Source organism: Thalassospira lucentensis, from assembly GCF_050516545.1.
Lineage (GTDB): Bacteria > Pseudomonadota > Alphaproteobacteria > Rhodospirillales > Thalassospiraceae > Thalassospira > Thalassospira lucentensis_C.
Genome location: NZ_CP191544.1, coordinates 1,502,016 through 1,516,298, shown reverse-complemented (window position 1 = coordinate 1,516,298; position 14,283 = coordinate 1,502,016). Strand labels below are relative to the sequence as shown.

13 protein-coding genes and 1 pseudogene are annotated in these 14,283 nt (G+C 49.9%); all 14 read right to left on the bottom strand.

The features are described 5' to 3' along the window. Positions 1 to 71 precede the first annotated feature (71 nt). On the bottom strand, positions 72 to 1,349 hold the full coding sequence (locus tag ACQ0MK_RS07005; RefSeq protein WP_430475420.1) for an EAL domain-containing protein: 1,278 nt from the start codon (positions 1,347 to 1,349) through the stop codon (positions 72 to 74). Between the two features lie 57 nt (positions 1,350 to 1,406). After that, complete coding sequence (locus ACQ0MK_RS07000) at positions 1,407 to 2,264, bottom strand: aminotransferase class IV (RefSeq protein ID WP_430475419.1); 858 nt, start codon at positions 2,262 to 2,264, stop codon at positions 1,407 to 1,409. Between the two features lie 13 nt (positions 2,265 to 2,277). Beyond that, a complete protein-coding gene (locus ACQ0MK_RS06995) occupies positions 2,278 to 2,862 on the bottom strand; it encodes an anthranilate synthase component II (protein WP_430475418.1) in 585 nt (194 codons plus the stop codon). Next, on the bottom strand, positions 2,859 to 4,259 hold the full coding sequence (pabB, locus tag ACQ0MK_RS06990) for an aminodeoxychorismate synthase component I (protein ID WP_430475417.1): 1,401 nt from the start codon (positions 4,257 to 4,259) through the stop codon (positions 2,859 to 2,861). The genes ACQ0MK_RS06995 and pabB overlap by 4 nt, the downstream gene beginning before the upstream one ends. A 202-nt stretch (positions 4,260 to 4,461) precedes the next feature. Continuing rightward, positions 4,462 to 4,752 (bottom strand): annotated as a pseudogene (locus tag ACQ0MK_RS06985) (transposase); the annotation flags it as partial. Positions 4,753 to 4,898: 146 nt separating this feature from the next. Next, positions 4,899 to 5,672, bottom strand: coding sequence for an MBL fold metallo-hydrolase (locus tag ACQ0MK_RS06980; protein WP_430475416.1), 774 nt, complete (start codon positions 5,670 to 5,672; stop codon positions 4,899 to 4,901). Next, the gene (locus ACQ0MK_RS06975) at positions 5,669 to 6,487 is read right to left on the bottom strand and encodes a TatD family hydrolase (protein WP_430475415.1); all 819 of its coding nucleotides are present in this window, start codon (positions 6,485 to 6,487) and stop codon (positions 5,669 to 5,671) included. Before ACQ0MK_RS06975 ends, ACQ0MK_RS06980 begins: the two co-directional genes overlap by 4 nt. After that, positions 6,484 to 8,049, bottom strand: coding sequence for a methionine--tRNA ligase (gene metG, locus ACQ0MK_RS06970; RefSeq protein WP_430475414.1), 1,566 nt, complete (start codon positions 8,047 to 8,049; stop codon positions 6,484 to 6,486). The genes ACQ0MK_RS06975 and metG overlap by 4 nt, the downstream gene beginning before the upstream one ends. Positions 8,050 to 8,135: 86 nt before the next feature. Then, the gene (locus tag ACQ0MK_RS06965) at positions 8,136 to 9,242 is read right to left on the bottom strand and encodes a DNA polymerase III subunit delta' (protein WP_430475413.1); all 1,107 of its coding nucleotides are present in this window, start codon (positions 9,240 to 9,242) and stop codon (positions 8,136 to 8,138) included. 3 nt (positions 9,243 to 9,245) lie between these two features. After that, the gene (gene tmk / locus ACQ0MK_RS06960) at positions 9,246 to 9,902 is read right to left on the bottom strand and encodes a dTMP kinase (protein ID WP_430475412.1); all 657 of its coding nucleotides are present in this window, start codon (positions 9,900 to 9,902) and stop codon (positions 9,246 to 9,248) included. After that, positions 9,899 to 10,993, bottom strand: a complete 1,095-nt coding sequence (locus ACQ0MK_RS06955) for a D-alanyl-D-alanine carboxypeptidase family protein (protein ID WP_430475411.1) — start codon at positions 10,991 to 10,993, stop codon at positions 9,899 to 9,901. The genes tmk and ACQ0MK_RS06955 overlap by 4 nt, the downstream gene beginning before the upstream one ends. A gap of 267 nt (positions 10,994 to 11,260) precedes the next feature. After that, entirely contained in the window at positions 11,261 to 12,307 is a 1,047-nt protein-coding gene (locus tag ACQ0MK_RS06950) for a septal ring lytic transglycosylase RlpA family protein (protein WP_430475410.1), read from the bottom strand. Positions 12,308 to 12,376: 69 nt separating this feature from the next. Further along, complete coding sequence (locus ACQ0MK_RS06945) at positions 12,377 to 13,384, bottom strand: lytic murein transglycosylase (protein WP_430475409.1); 1,008 nt, start codon at positions 13,382 to 13,384, stop codon at positions 12,377 to 12,379. Positions 13,385 to 13,405: 21 nt separating this feature from the next. Then, a complete protein-coding gene (locus tag ACQ0MK_RS06940) occupies positions 13,406 to 14,230 on the bottom strand; it encodes a YdcF family protein (protein ID WP_430475408.1) in 825 nt (274 codons plus the stop codon). Positions 14,231 to 14,283 lie beyond the last annotated feature (53 nt).

The window sequence follows — 14,283 nt, the reverse complement described above, 5'->3', positions numbered from 1 at the left end:
ATCAACCGCGCGCACTTTAGAAAAGTACCGCACAGTTGTCAAACACCTTACAACCCCTAAAAACTTGGGGTCTAAACTTCCGTAAGGATTTTTCCCGCACGGAAATGGAAAGCACATCCGTTTTTCCGCGCTTCGCGCGGCGCCCATTGGCAAACCGCACAGCGTTTATCAGATGAGCGGCGTTTGCTCTTACACTCACGCTGTAAATATGATCCCAACATGGCATCGATATAGCTTCCTTGAAAGACATCAACGCCAAGGCTCCTGCCCATACGCAACGCTGTCCGACTGTCACAACGGGTCAGGATAAGGTTTTGCTCAGAAAACAACGTTGCAAATTCGCGCAATCGTTCGGCGACTTCCGTCCGACGTGACCCGACAATGCTCTGGTCCCAAATTACCTTGATAAAATCGACATTCATTTTGCGTGGAGAGAGGAATTCAAGAGCCGGCAACGTAATGCGGTCCAAGCCGACTTTAATGCCTAAGGAATGGAGGAATTTGCATGCATCTTCAAATTCCCACCAATTCGCAATGGCATTCTCCATTGAAAACTCAATTGCCATGTTTGCAATCAATTGACCATCATCATGCTCAATAAAATCTGCAAAAGCATCACCCAGGACTGTCTGCACCATCATATTTAAGTGCAGCCGGTCTGGTAAAATAGAAGATGCAATGGATGTCGTAACATCCATCAGCTTTTCATCGAGAACTCGCAGCAGAACTTCAAGTTCTCCCGCCCCTTCCAGAAGGAAGCTTGCCAGATGATGCTGCCGTAAGTAATCCAGTGAGCAATAGATTTCATGCCCAAGAACCTGACGGCGGGAATCATCAAACTGAACGATTGCCTGACGTCGACAAGAATCGAACACTGCATCGGTAGTGACCGCTCCGCGCAGCATCTCAGACATGTTGAACCGTTCATAGCTGTCGGCCATCTGTCCTGACGACAATGAAACACCGAACATATCACCAAGCGTTTCTTTGTCCGCTGGCCACTGAAAACGGTTCCAAAGATTTTCGGGGACAGCCCCCAACCCTTGCCGTTCTACAATCTCTTCAAGCGTTTCACGAACATGCTCGACAAAATTGGCATCATCTTCTACCCATTTTCCGCCTTTAACACAGGCCACCATCCCGTTTTCGAGACGATGGACCTGCGTATTTTCAGGCAGATGATGAAACGCATCACGTGAAATCGCCTGATAATCGTCAGCCACCAAACGCAGATCAGCTGGGATTTTGAGAATACCTAGATTAAGGATTTTCCCGTTCGCAGCATGCTTGCGCAGGCTTTCAACAAAACGGTCAATCGTTAGGGCAGGTTTTGACGTGTGGGCGTTCATGGGTAATCCTGTAAAAGGTCACGAGCTACATCATACCAATGATATCGTTGACTTACACTAAATAACTATACCATTGCATAGTGAAACACCCATCTTTAGTGCCAGTTCAGTGAAGAATGTTTTCGCAGGGACACCAACCTTCTCGCCATCTACCTTACCAACAGCTCGTAACCCTTGTAACGCGTTTGCAGTAAATACGGCATCAAATTCCCTGAGCATCTCTGGCTTCTTAGAAGAAAATTTGACATCAACACCAGATTTCTCAGCCCATTCAAGAACGTAACTACGTGCAAGTCCACATAGAATTCCCGTTCTCTCATCCGGCGTCCAAAGCGTTTCACCCTGAATGCCAAAAATGTTCGCCACACTGGTTTCTGCAACATCCCCATCAGATGAAAGGATGATTGCATCATCACCGCCATAACTTGTCACTTCCTGTTTGGCCGCAATATTGTCGAGATAATTTAGACTCTTGATACTTCCAGCTACCGACCAAGCATTGCGCCGTATCTTCTGTGACGTGCAGAGGCTTAAACCCATATTTGGATCAACCGGAACAAACGGCGTTACCGAAATCAGAATAGTTGGCTTGGGTTTCGACGGTGGCAACAACCCACGTTCCCCCGAGCCACGCGAAACCGTCAGGCGAACGATCGCATCATCGTCTCGAACTTCCGCAAACAAAGTCTGTACAATGCTGGCAACGTCTTCGGCGTCAGGTAGCAAATCAGTCGGGAGTTTGAGTACGTCGGCATGACGGGCCAGCCGTTCCATATGGGCTGCAAGCCAGGCAATGTTGCCCTTATGGGCACGCATCGTTTCAAAAAAACCGTCTCCCAAAAGAAACCCGCGATCTGTCACTGGAATAACGGCTTTGTCCTGATCGTAAAAGCGGCCATTCATCCATACCTGCATCACGTTTTCCCTTCTATTTTGACGCTCCGGGCATGCAAGTTAGGTTCATGAAATTTGCCAACAACTCATGTCCCTGTTCGGTCAAAACTGATTCTGGATGAAACTGTACACCAAATATCGGAAGCTCCTTATGGGCAAACGCCATTACTTCGCCTTCTGGTCCTGTTGCCGTTTCGACCAAGCTGCCATCTTCTGGCAAATCGACAATAAGTGAGTGATAGCGCGTTACTTGCAAAGGATTGTTTAATCCGCCAAACAATCCTTCAGCGCCATGACGAATTTCAGAAGTCATGCCATGGACCGGGCGTTTTGCCCGGAGCACTGTTCCGCCAAACACCTGTGCAATCGATTGATGGCCAAGGCAGACACCCAGCATTGGAAACTCTGACTTAAGCGTATCAATCAGCGACAGGCTATTTCCCGCATCATCAGGTCCACATGGTCCGGGTGAGAAAATAATGGCCTCTGGTCCTAATGCACGGACTTGATCTGCATTGATCTGATCATTGCGAACAACCATGACCTTGCGACCTAATTCTTCAACATAGCGCGCCAGATTAAAAACAAATGAATCGTAGTTATCGATGAGAAGGATCACGTGAAATCACCCTCATCAAGACCAAACAGCTCAAACATCTTCGTCGCTTTGATCAATGTTTCTTCGTATTCAAGTTCAGGATCACTGTCGGCAACAATGCCACCACCAACGTTAAAAGCCATTCGCCCCCCATTCACACAAAGCGACCGAATGGCAATGTTGCTATCCATCACACCATCAAAACCCAGATACCCAATTGCACCGCAATAGGCTCCGCGGGTTGTTCCTTCTAGTGCTGTGATTATCTCCATCGCGCGAATTTTTGGCGCACCTGTGATCGATCCACCCGGGAAACTTGCCCGCAACAGATCAACAGCCGATTTATCATCCTGCAAATCCCCGGTCACTGTCGAAACCAAATGATGCACATTCGCGTAACTTTCCAACGCACAGATCGCAGGTGTTTTGACCGAATGGGGTTTGCAAATTTTTGACAAATCATTGCGCAAAAGATCAACAATCATAATGTTTTCTGCCCGATCTTTCGGTGAAAGCATTAATTCCTGAGCCAGTTCCGCATCGCTTAATGGGGTTTCCCCACGTGGACGAGTTCCTTTAATCGGCTTGGTTTCAACCTGCCCTTTTTTGACCTTTAGGAACCGTTCAGGAGAATTCGATAAAACAGCTACATCCCCAAAATTCAGGAATGCCCCAAACGGTGCTGAGCTGATATCTCTCAGGCGGCGATACAGGCTAAAACGGTCTGGTATTTCATCCGTGTTATATTCCGCCCGAAAGCTTTGCGACAAATTTGCTTGGAAAATATCGCCTGCAAAAATGTAATCGATCACCTTTTGAACCGAACTTTTGAAACTTGATCGGTCAAAGTTCGACTGCCATGCTATTTTGGATGGCTTGTGCGGGACGGCTGGGGCCTCATGCAACGGCCGCGCAAGACGCAGATATTTACGCACCAATGCCATCCGTTCAATCGCACGCTTTTCACGCGCGGGGCCAGTTTCCTCGGGTGTGCCAGTGGAAATCAGCCACATCCGACGGCCTTCTTGATCGAACGCGATCACAAGATCGTAAATACCAACAACCATGTCGGGCATCGAAAGCCAGTCATCTTCGGCAGTCGGCAAAACTTCTGTCTGATGGGCCAGTTCATACCCGAAATAACCTACTGCCCCACCTTGGAAGGGTGGTAGGTCATCATGGCTTTCCTGCTGGTACCGTGAAAGCAACCCACTCAGCACAGTAAACGGATCGCCCGGCACAGGGAAACCATCAAGTATCACCTGCCCATTTTTCGACGTCAGTTTATGGAGCGGTGACATAACGATATAGGAAAACCGATCCCGGTCACCGGAATCGAGAAAATGGCTGTCCGCAAACGGCGCAAAGGCACCATAGGCATCAACAGGTTCGATATAGGGGCATTCTTCGACGAGCATTGGCAGCGGCATTCTTGCAGGACAGAGTTCAGTCTGCGCCAATTCATTGGATCAGTACAGTTCCTGTCATTAACATGGTTGCGCTAATCTATGCGATTCTTCGTCGATCTGGCGAAGACTTTTATCTTCTTACTGTTATCGACAGCTAAGTAAATGTGCCGTCCTAAAATACGTTGACGGTTTTACTTGAGCCAGCGGATGATCATCCGATGGCTTTTTGATGCACATTTTCTGGAGTTTGCATTTCCAGAGAGATGTGCGGTCGGATGGTATTGTAAGTATCAACGGCCTCTTTGACCAATTTACGGAGATCCTCGAAAGTTTTGCACCGGTGTAAGAGGAACTCCTGTTTGAGAATACCGTTCATGCGCTCGGCCAAGGCATTCTGATAACAATCATAGCCATCGGTCATTGACGGTGTGATTTGATATTTTCTCAACACCTCCTGATAACAGCCTGAACAATATTGGAGCCCCCGATCAGAATGGTGGATCAGAGGCTATTCACTGTCAAAGCGCCTAAAATGAATAGCAACAGAACCCGAAATGGCACTATTTGACTCTAATCTGGATATCAAAATGAACCAATTACACACCGCCTCGCTGCGATGACACCGCGTTTAAACGTCGTCATAGCCGGTTAATTCACGTTGATGATAAGCCCATCATAAGCCGGTTCGACATTGTCAGGTGTATCTGCCATCGCCTGTGCGTAATCGAACTTGATGCTCATGTGGGTCATATAGACTTGTTTTGGTTTGAATTCTTCAACCCACTCCAAAACCTTTTGCAGATGCGCATGTGTATTATGTGGTCTATGACGCAGGCAATCGACCACCCACACGTCAAGATCATAAAGATGTTGCTTGGATGCTTCTGGGAAGTCGACGACATCTGTGGAATAGGCAAACTTGCCGATTTTAAAGCCAAGTGTTTCGCCGTAACCGTGATCTTGCGAGAATACGGTTATTGGGACCCCTGCTGCCTCAAACGGTCCTGTGATCATATGCGGGATCAAAACCGGTTTGAAATAGAATTCGACGCCGTCTGGTAGCGGGGTAAATACGTAATTGAAGCGATGATCAATGTCAGAGATCGTCTCGGCCGATGCATAGATATCTATCGGCTGATCCATCGCGACATTTAGCCATCTGACATCATCAATGCCATGCACATGGTCGGCGTGTGAATGGGTGAATAAAATTGCATCGAGATGATTGATGTCATGACGCAAGGCTTGTGCGCGGAAGTCTGGTGTCACATCGACGAGTATTTTCTTACCCGCCTCCTCGATCAGGATTGAGCTTCGTGTTCTCCGGTTTAGTGGGTTATTCGGATCACACTTCCCCCATCCGAGGCCAACAGATGGCACCCCATTTGATGATCCGCAGCCAAGAATGGTTACTTTGGTCACTGTGCGCCGGCCCCCGGCACCAGAAGATGTTTGCGATCGGCTTTGGTGAACAGGTTAAAGAAGTTATCAGTCGTTATCCGGCTGATTTCTTCGAGGCTGACACCCTTGATTTCGGCAAGCTTTGTTGCCGTATGTGCGACATAACTTGGTTCATTTGGCTTTCCGCGCTTTGGCACCGGGGCCAAATACGGTGCATCGGTTTCAACCAGCAAACGGTCAAGCGGCACATCTTCCAGAGCGGCACGGATTTCCTTGGCCGAATTAAACGTGATAATGCCCGAGCAAGAAATATAGAACCCGATCTTAAGCGCACGCTGTGCAAGTGCAGCCGAACTTGAGAAGCAATGAATAACGCCGGTAAACGGCCCCTTTTCATATTCTTCTTCAAGGATGTCCATCGTGTCATCATCCGCATCGCGGGTGTGGACAATCAATGGCAGGCCGGTTTCGCGGCAGGCAGCAATATGTGCGCGGAAGCTTTGCTGTTGCGCATCACGCGGAGCATTGTCATAGAAATAGTCAAGCCCGCTTTCCCCAATGCCGATGACTTTAGGGTCCGATGTCTTTGCCAGTAATGCATCGGGGCTTGAAAGCCCCTCCTCGCCAGCTTCATGTGGATGAACGCCAATCGTGCAATAGATATGGTCGGATTTCTCGGCAATGGCGCGCACCTGATCAAACGTCGAGAGCTTAACGCCGATACTTACCATCATGCCAACACCTGCATTTTGGGCGCGCGCAATGGTTCCCGCGAAATCTTCAGAAAACTGGGGGTAATCTAGATGACAATGGCTGTCGACAAGTGCGACATTCATGCCTTGTCTCCTTCGTCTTCTGTCTCTACGTAACGTGGGAAAACACCAGATGGTTTTGGAATTTCCGTACCCGGTGCCAACGCATGGTCAGGACCGAGGAATTCGAACCCACGTTTGTCATCTGCAAGAACAATAAGATCCAGAATCTTGGCTGCTGATTCGGGCATGATGGGCTGTACCAGAATGCCAACATGACGAATGACTTCGGCCAAAACATACAGAACCGTTTCCATACGTGCAGGATCGGTCTTTTTAAGTCCCCAAGGCGCCATTTCATCGACATAGCGATTGGCATCCCCTACGAGGCTCCAAATGGCTTCCAAGCCTTTGTTGAAGGCCTGTTCGTCAAATAGCGGACGAACAGTGTCAAGCATGCCATATGCCTTGCCAAGTATGACCTTGTCCGCATCGATAAATGCGCCCGGCGTTGGGATTGCAGCATTGCAATTCTTGTGGATCATGGACAAAACGCGCTGACACATATTGCCAAGGTCATTGGCAAGTTCGCTATTCATGCGGTTGACCATGGCTTGATGACCAAAATCACCATCATTACCAAACGGCACTTCGCGCATCAGGAAATATCGGGTCTGGTCTAGTCCGTATTTTTCGGTCAGATCATATGGGTCAATGACGTTGCCAATAGATTTGGAAATCTTTTGACCTTCATTTGTCCACCAGCCATGGGCAAACACGCGTTTAGGCGGCGTGATGCCCGCTGCAAGCAGAAATGCCGGCCAGTAAACAGCATGGAAGCGCAGAATATCCTTCCCGACCATATGCAGGTCTGCAGGCCAGAACTTTTCAAGTTTTGCAGGGTCAGCATCGGGATAGCCAATGGCCGTCAGATAGTTGGTCAGCGCATCAAGCCAAACATACATGACATGGTCTTCGTCACCCGGAACAGGAACGCCCCATTTGAAACTGGTGCGTGAGACGGAAAGATCATGCATGCCGCCTTTAACGAAGCTCAGAACTTCGTTTCGGCGTGCCTGCGGTGCGATAAAGTCAGGGTTGTCGTCATAGAACTTCAGCAGACGATCCCCCCAAGCCGAAAGCTTGAAGAAATAGCTTGGTTCGGAAACCCATTCGACAGGTGCACCTGTTGGTGCAAGTTTCTCACCGTCTTTTTCGATCAGTTCTTTTTCGCCGTAGAACGCCTCGTCGCGTACGGAATACCAGCCATCATAGGATCCAAGATAAATCTCGCCCTTTTCTAGCAATGTATTCCATAGGGCCTGACAGGCCTTCTTATGACGTTCTTCGGTCGTCCGAATGAAATCATCATTCGAGAAGTTCATGTGACCGGCCAGATCGCGGAAATTCTGCGATACCTGATCTGTAAACAACTGCGGATTGATGCCCTTGGCTGCTGCCGACTTGTCGACCTTTTGACCGTGTTCATCCGTACCCGTCAGGAACATCACATCATACCCGTCCAGGCGCTTAAAGCGGGCCAAAACATCGCAGGCAAGCGTGGTATAGGCATGGCCAATATGGGGCTTGTCATTGACGTAATAGATCGGGGTCGTGATGTAATAGGGCTGTTTGTGCCCGGTCATAGTGGCAAATCCTTCGTGCAAGTCGTGAAACAAAACGGCCCGAAATGGGCCGTAATGGTCAAAATTTCGATCATTGGGCCGCGATATCAGTTTCGCATGGTGTCTTCAAGCATGAAGAAGGCATTCAGCAAGGCCTGCTTGCGATCCAGATGCAACCCACGGGTCGCGCCCATCAATTCGTTGATCTTTTCCCATACCTCTAGCCATTGATCAAGCGGTTGCGCGGCGGCCATGCGTTGCATGGCAGGTAATTCACCGTCGACGACCTCTCTTGGGGGCTGACCGGTTGCAGCAAAACGGATCATACGAGCCAACCACCAATGAAGAAGTTCGGTGATGGTGGTAAAGGATGCGTCTTTATCCGCGGGGGAAAATCGTTCGGCGAATTTGTGTTGTGCAGCGACGTCAGCATTGGGAAGAGCCGCGATAATGTTTACAAGTTCAGTATAAAGACCTAACCCACCAACTTCTCGAAGCTGCAATGCGCGCCCAATGCTGCCTTCCGCAAGACCAGAAAGCGCATCTCGTTCACCAAGACCCATTTCAGGACAATACCGACCTAGAAGATCAACAACCTGATGGTCTTCAAGCGCTCCTAAATTCAGGCGACGGCAACGTGATCGAATGGTCGGAAGCAATCGTCCGGGATGATGAGCAACAAGGATCATCATTGCGTTCGAAGGCGGTTCTTCAAGAACTTTCAGAATGGCGTTGGCAGCGTTGCGGTTAAGCTCGTCCGCGGCATCAACAATCACAATACGCCACCCGCCCTCGGCCGAGGTTTTGGACATGAAATTGCCGACCGTTCGCACGCTGGCTACGGTGATTTCACCCTGTAGGCGTTTTTTCTTTTCATCATACAGGCGTTCGACGACTTTAAGGTCACCATGCCCGCCACCGGCAATACGGCGCGAAACCGGATCTTCCGGATCGACATAAAGCCCATCTGATTGATCACCAAACAGACCAGCACCACCATTTTCGCCGCCGCCAGATAAAATGAACCGCGCCATACGATAAGCAAGGGTGGCCTTGCCAACACCGCGCGGCCCGCAAAGCAACCATGCATGATGCATGCGCTTGCTATTCCAGGCTTCAAGAATGGTTTTCTCGGCCTCTTCATGGCCAAGAAAAGCATCATTCTTTCGCGGTGCAAATGGTGTGTCTTCTTCAGTAATTTCGTCGCGGGCCATGGATTATCGTCCCTGCCTGGCAAGACTGTCTTTAACCGCTTTAATAACCCGTTGGCTGACAACTTCGATCTCGCCAGCCGCGTCAATCACCCGGCATCGCACAGGTTCAGATGCCGCAATTTCGCGAAAACCATCCCGTAGACGTTGATGGAAGTCAGTTCCCATACGCTCAAACCGGTCTTCTGCTGCACTGACATTGGCAAAACGTTCCCCTGCCCGTTCCAACCCGGTCTCGATCGCAAGATCAAAAACAAGTGTCAGGTCCGGTTTAAAATCACCAATGGCCAAGGCCCACAAGTTGCGGATGTAATCAGCGCCCAAGCCGTGGCCATACCCCTGATAGGCAACGGATGAATCTGCAAACCGGTCGCATAGAACAACTTTTCCGTCAGCAAGTGCTGGACGAATGGTGCGTTCGACATGATCACGGCGAGACGCAAACATCAGAAAGGCTTCGGTAACAGCATCCCAGCGACCGGGATCGCCGGTGAGTAAAAGGTTGCGAATTTCTTCTGCACCTGCGGATCCGCCAGGCTCACGGGTGACAACGACGTCGTGTCCAGAACCCCGAAACCATTTCTCAAGGCATCGGATTTGGGTGGACTTGCCGCTGCCTTCACCGCCTTCAAAGCTAATGAACAAACCGGGCTTACCCGTCACCCGTTTGCCCCCCAAAGCAGGTATTTGATCGCAGCGCCAATACGCCCGACAAAACCAAGACGCCCGACATCATGTGCGGCATACAGCGGGAATTCTTTGGCTTCCTGATCGGGAACTTCGACTTTTAGTGTGGCAATTTGATCGCCCTGACTGATTGGCGCAGGAATTGGCCCTTCGTAAACAACCGAAACCTTCATATCGCGGCTGGCACTTCGCGGCAGGGTCAGAAGGATGTCCTGATCAGCAACCAGATCAACCTTGGTTTCGGCACCAAGCCAGACATTGGCCGCACTGACCGTCGCGCCCTTGGCAAACAGGTCATAGTTGTCAAATTCGCGGAAACCCCAATCAAGAAGTTTCTGGGATTCGGTGCGACGTTCACGGACTGAACCCAAACCATTGACAACAATGATCAATCGGCGACCGTCACGTTCGGCCGATGCCGTCAGTCCGTATCCGGCAGCTTCCGTGTGACCCGTTTTCAAACCATCAACACCCGCACTCGTACCTAAAAGCGGATTACGGTTCGGTTGACGAATGCCGTTATAGGTGAATTCCTTGACGGAATAGAGTTCGTATAAATCCGGAAAACTACGAATGGTGTCGCGGGCAAGTATCGCCAAGTCATGAACGGTAACAAGATGCCCATCTGCAGGCCATCCGGTCGCGTTCTTAAAGACCGACTTGGTCATCCCAATACTGCGCGCTTCTGCGGTCATTTCATCGGCAAAAGCTTCTTCGGTGCCTGCAAGGCCTTCAGCAACAACAATTGCAGCATCATTACCAGATTGCACAATAATCCCATGCAAAAGATCAGAGACCGAAACGTTGGAGTTTACCTCGACAAACATTTTCGATCCGCCCTTGCGCCAGGCTTTTTCGCTGACGTGGAACGTGTCGTCCATCGAAACACTGCCATCTTTGATATACTTGAACAGCATATGGACGGTCATCATTTTCGTCATGGACGCTGGTTCGGTTAGCGTGTTGCCATCCTTGTCGAGCAGAACCGCGCCCGTATCGAAATCCATGATATAAGCTTCGCGGGCATTGGTTTCTATCGCCTGCGCGCTGGTCATAGACATCGCCATGACGGACCCCAGTATCGCGGCCCCGGCCACTACCCGGTTCAGACTATTTTTGAACGGAATTGGCGGCATCAAAGTCATAGCGTCCTAACCCTGTATATGAGAATCTGTTTCCATCGGTTGCCCGATGTATTTGCAGTGTTGCTTATGTCGCAAATCCGGCAAAATTGTGCAACATTCAGCGACTTTTCTCACAAAACAAAATTCTTCATGAGAAAGGTATGGCTGTAACTGAACCGCCAAAGCGTTAGCACAGCAAGCGTTTGATAATCAACAGCCTGACTTGGCTGAATCACCATCCGCGCATTCAACAACAACCTTTGCACCGTTCTGCCCGGTGGCGATAACACGTTCCAAAAGAATGTCCGCTTCGGGGACTGTGTTTAACGGACCAAGCCGAACGCGGTAAAATGTGGTTCCTTTTACGTCAATCGACTCAATCTTGCTTGGGGCAAGATCATAAAGTCGGTTGCGAAGGTTCAACGCGTTGTCATAGATCGAAAAAGCACCCGCCTGAACAAAGATCGATGATGGAGGCACCGGGGCGACTTCAACAATCGATACTTCTTCGACTGTCCCTTCAAGCGGTGTTGTCGAAACGCTTGAAGTTGGTGCTGATGGCGGAGTCAATTTAATCTTGGACGTCGTTGGGGCGCCGCTATCGGTGATTGGACCATCGTCAAGCCGCACTGTCTCAACGACATCACGCGGAGCCGCCGTAACTGTATTTTGTTCGGCGACTGTGACGGCAGGAGCTGCTTTTCCCTGTGCAATCGCAGCCATTTGACGACTTTCAGATTCGACCACTTCGACCATGACTTTTGCAGTGCCCTTTTTCTCGAACCCAAGCAACTGGGCGGCACGGCGCGACATGTCGATGATACGTCCGTGGGCAAACGGGCCACGGTCATTGATACGAACTTTAAGCGAACGGCCGTTTTCAAGGTTCGTTACGCGCACAACGCTCGGCAGTGGCAAGGTACGATGGGCAGCCGAGACTTCGTACTGGTCAAAAATTTCACCATTTGCCGTTGGCTTTCCATGAAATTTTGGCCCGTACCAAGATGCAATCCCCGTTTCGCTATATTCATAGTCAACTGCGGGATAATACCACTGGCCTGCAATCTCATACGGATTACCGATCTTGTAATTGCCAATCTGCGTTGGCTGGGTCTGTCCACCCATGCGTTTTACGCCATGAACAGCAAGCTGGGTTTCAGCACAACCAGCCAAAAGCATACCAAGAGCCACCACGCCCGTGGCGAGGCAGCCCTTTTTACGCATATGTGCAAAAGCACTTTTTCTTGGTTTTGGCATCAAGGTGTCCCCGCTTAAAGATGCTCTGTCTCATGAGGTGCGGGCAAACGCCCCTTCACCGAAATCAGTCTAATTATGACCAGCAATCGCATTTGCCAAGGTACCTACGGCAATCGCAAAGTATGTCGACCTGTTCCAATGCATGATGGTGTGGAAGTTATTATAAACCATATATGCAGGGCCTTCACCGTCATTTACGGTTACAATTGATGCTTCCATATCGGCTTTCGGAAGATCCGTGCCATTGGGCATGCGAACACCAAGGTTCTGCCATTCTGAAATCGGCTTGCGAATGTCGCGACCTTCCAGTTTGGTATCAAAATCTTTTGGAATACTAACCTTGCGGCCCCAACGCTCGTCAGCCTTCCAGCCGACAGACGAGAGATAGTTAGCAGCAGATGCAAAGACATCTTCCTTTGCACCCCAAAGGTCGATCTTGCCATCATCGTTCCCGTCGCGGGCGTAATTCAGGAAGGTCGACGGCATAAACTGCGCCTGCCCCATTGCACCGGCCCATGATCCAGTCATGTCTTCGGCAGCAATGTGACCGGCATCAATGATGGTCAGGGCGTTCATCAATTCTTTACGGAAATATTCAGCACGGCGGCCTTCAAAGGCCAAGGTCGCGAGAGAATCGACAACTGAATATCCGCCGGTGAAACGACCAAAGCCAGTCTCTATGCCCCAGAACGCCGTCAGATATTGTCCCGGAACGCCGTATTTTTTGGCTGCCGCGTCAATCACGTCACGATTTTCCGCATATTTCCTGCGTCCTTCATCGATACGCGATTGCGGCACAACGCGCTGAATATACTGCTCGAAGGTCAGTTTGAATTCAGGCTGGCTGCGGTCATATTCAATAACTTTTGGGATTGGTTGGGTTTTGGCGAAGGCGATCTCAAGCGTTGGTGCCGAAATCCCTTTGGCGGCGGCTTCGTTCTTGAAGTCGACCAGCCATTCATCGAACCCTTCTGTGGTGAATTCTGGAAGTTTTTCGTCTGTCTGAGCAAAGGCAGGTGCGTTCACAGTCAGGACAGCAAGCACCGAAGCAGCGGTCATCAGTTTCCAGAGTTTCATCAAAAGCCCCATCCAGGATATTTAATTTTCAGTCGCCTCGGATTGTGGTCCGGGAAACCATTCATTCGATCGACCCGTCCAGTAATAGGCGGTCAAACCAACCCATTCACGCAGACCACGGCCTAGGGATTTGATACCGCCTGAGACGTTAAGACTTGCTAAATGGATGCCGTCTGATGTGAATCTTCCAACCGGATATGGAATAACTTTCCAGCCTGCTTGGCGAAAAACCCCGACCGCGCGCGGCATATGATCCGCAGAAGTCACTAGAACCCAAGGCTTTTGTGCAAGTTCGGGCCATTTCCCATAAACCATCTCATGGCTATTTAGGGCATTCTCATATGTGTTCCGCGCCTTTGTCTCGAAATGCATATTCGGCGTTCGCATTTTCGAATCGCCCAGCCAAGCGGCTAAAACAGCACCTTCGCTAAAACCGCGGTCAGATAGAGCCCCGTCTCCACCGGTGAAGATAACGGGTTTCGTTGGATATTGGTTTGCCAAACGTAACATCGTGAACACCCGATCGGGCGCACTCAAAAACTGTACTTCACCGCGGTTCAAATAGCTGGCAGGATCAATACTACCCGATAGCGTCACAACACCGGCAAATTCAGTTTCACCCAAATCAGGTCGCTCAAACCGAGTTTCCAGTGTTTGTGACAGGAACGCACCCAGGGGAATGGCTGTGATGAGTAACGAAAGTGCGGTCACCCCCACCAATCCGCACAAGGAAAATCGGCGTGTTCTTTTCAGGAACAGGAGGCAAAACAGTGCAAACAGGACGATGCCATGCACCAAGCTGATATTGATTAAATATCCGACGGTTTTTGAAAGAAAATAGAACACGCAATATAAATCCGAATGTTGCTCACCTTATGGTTGCTAGTACCATACTGAAA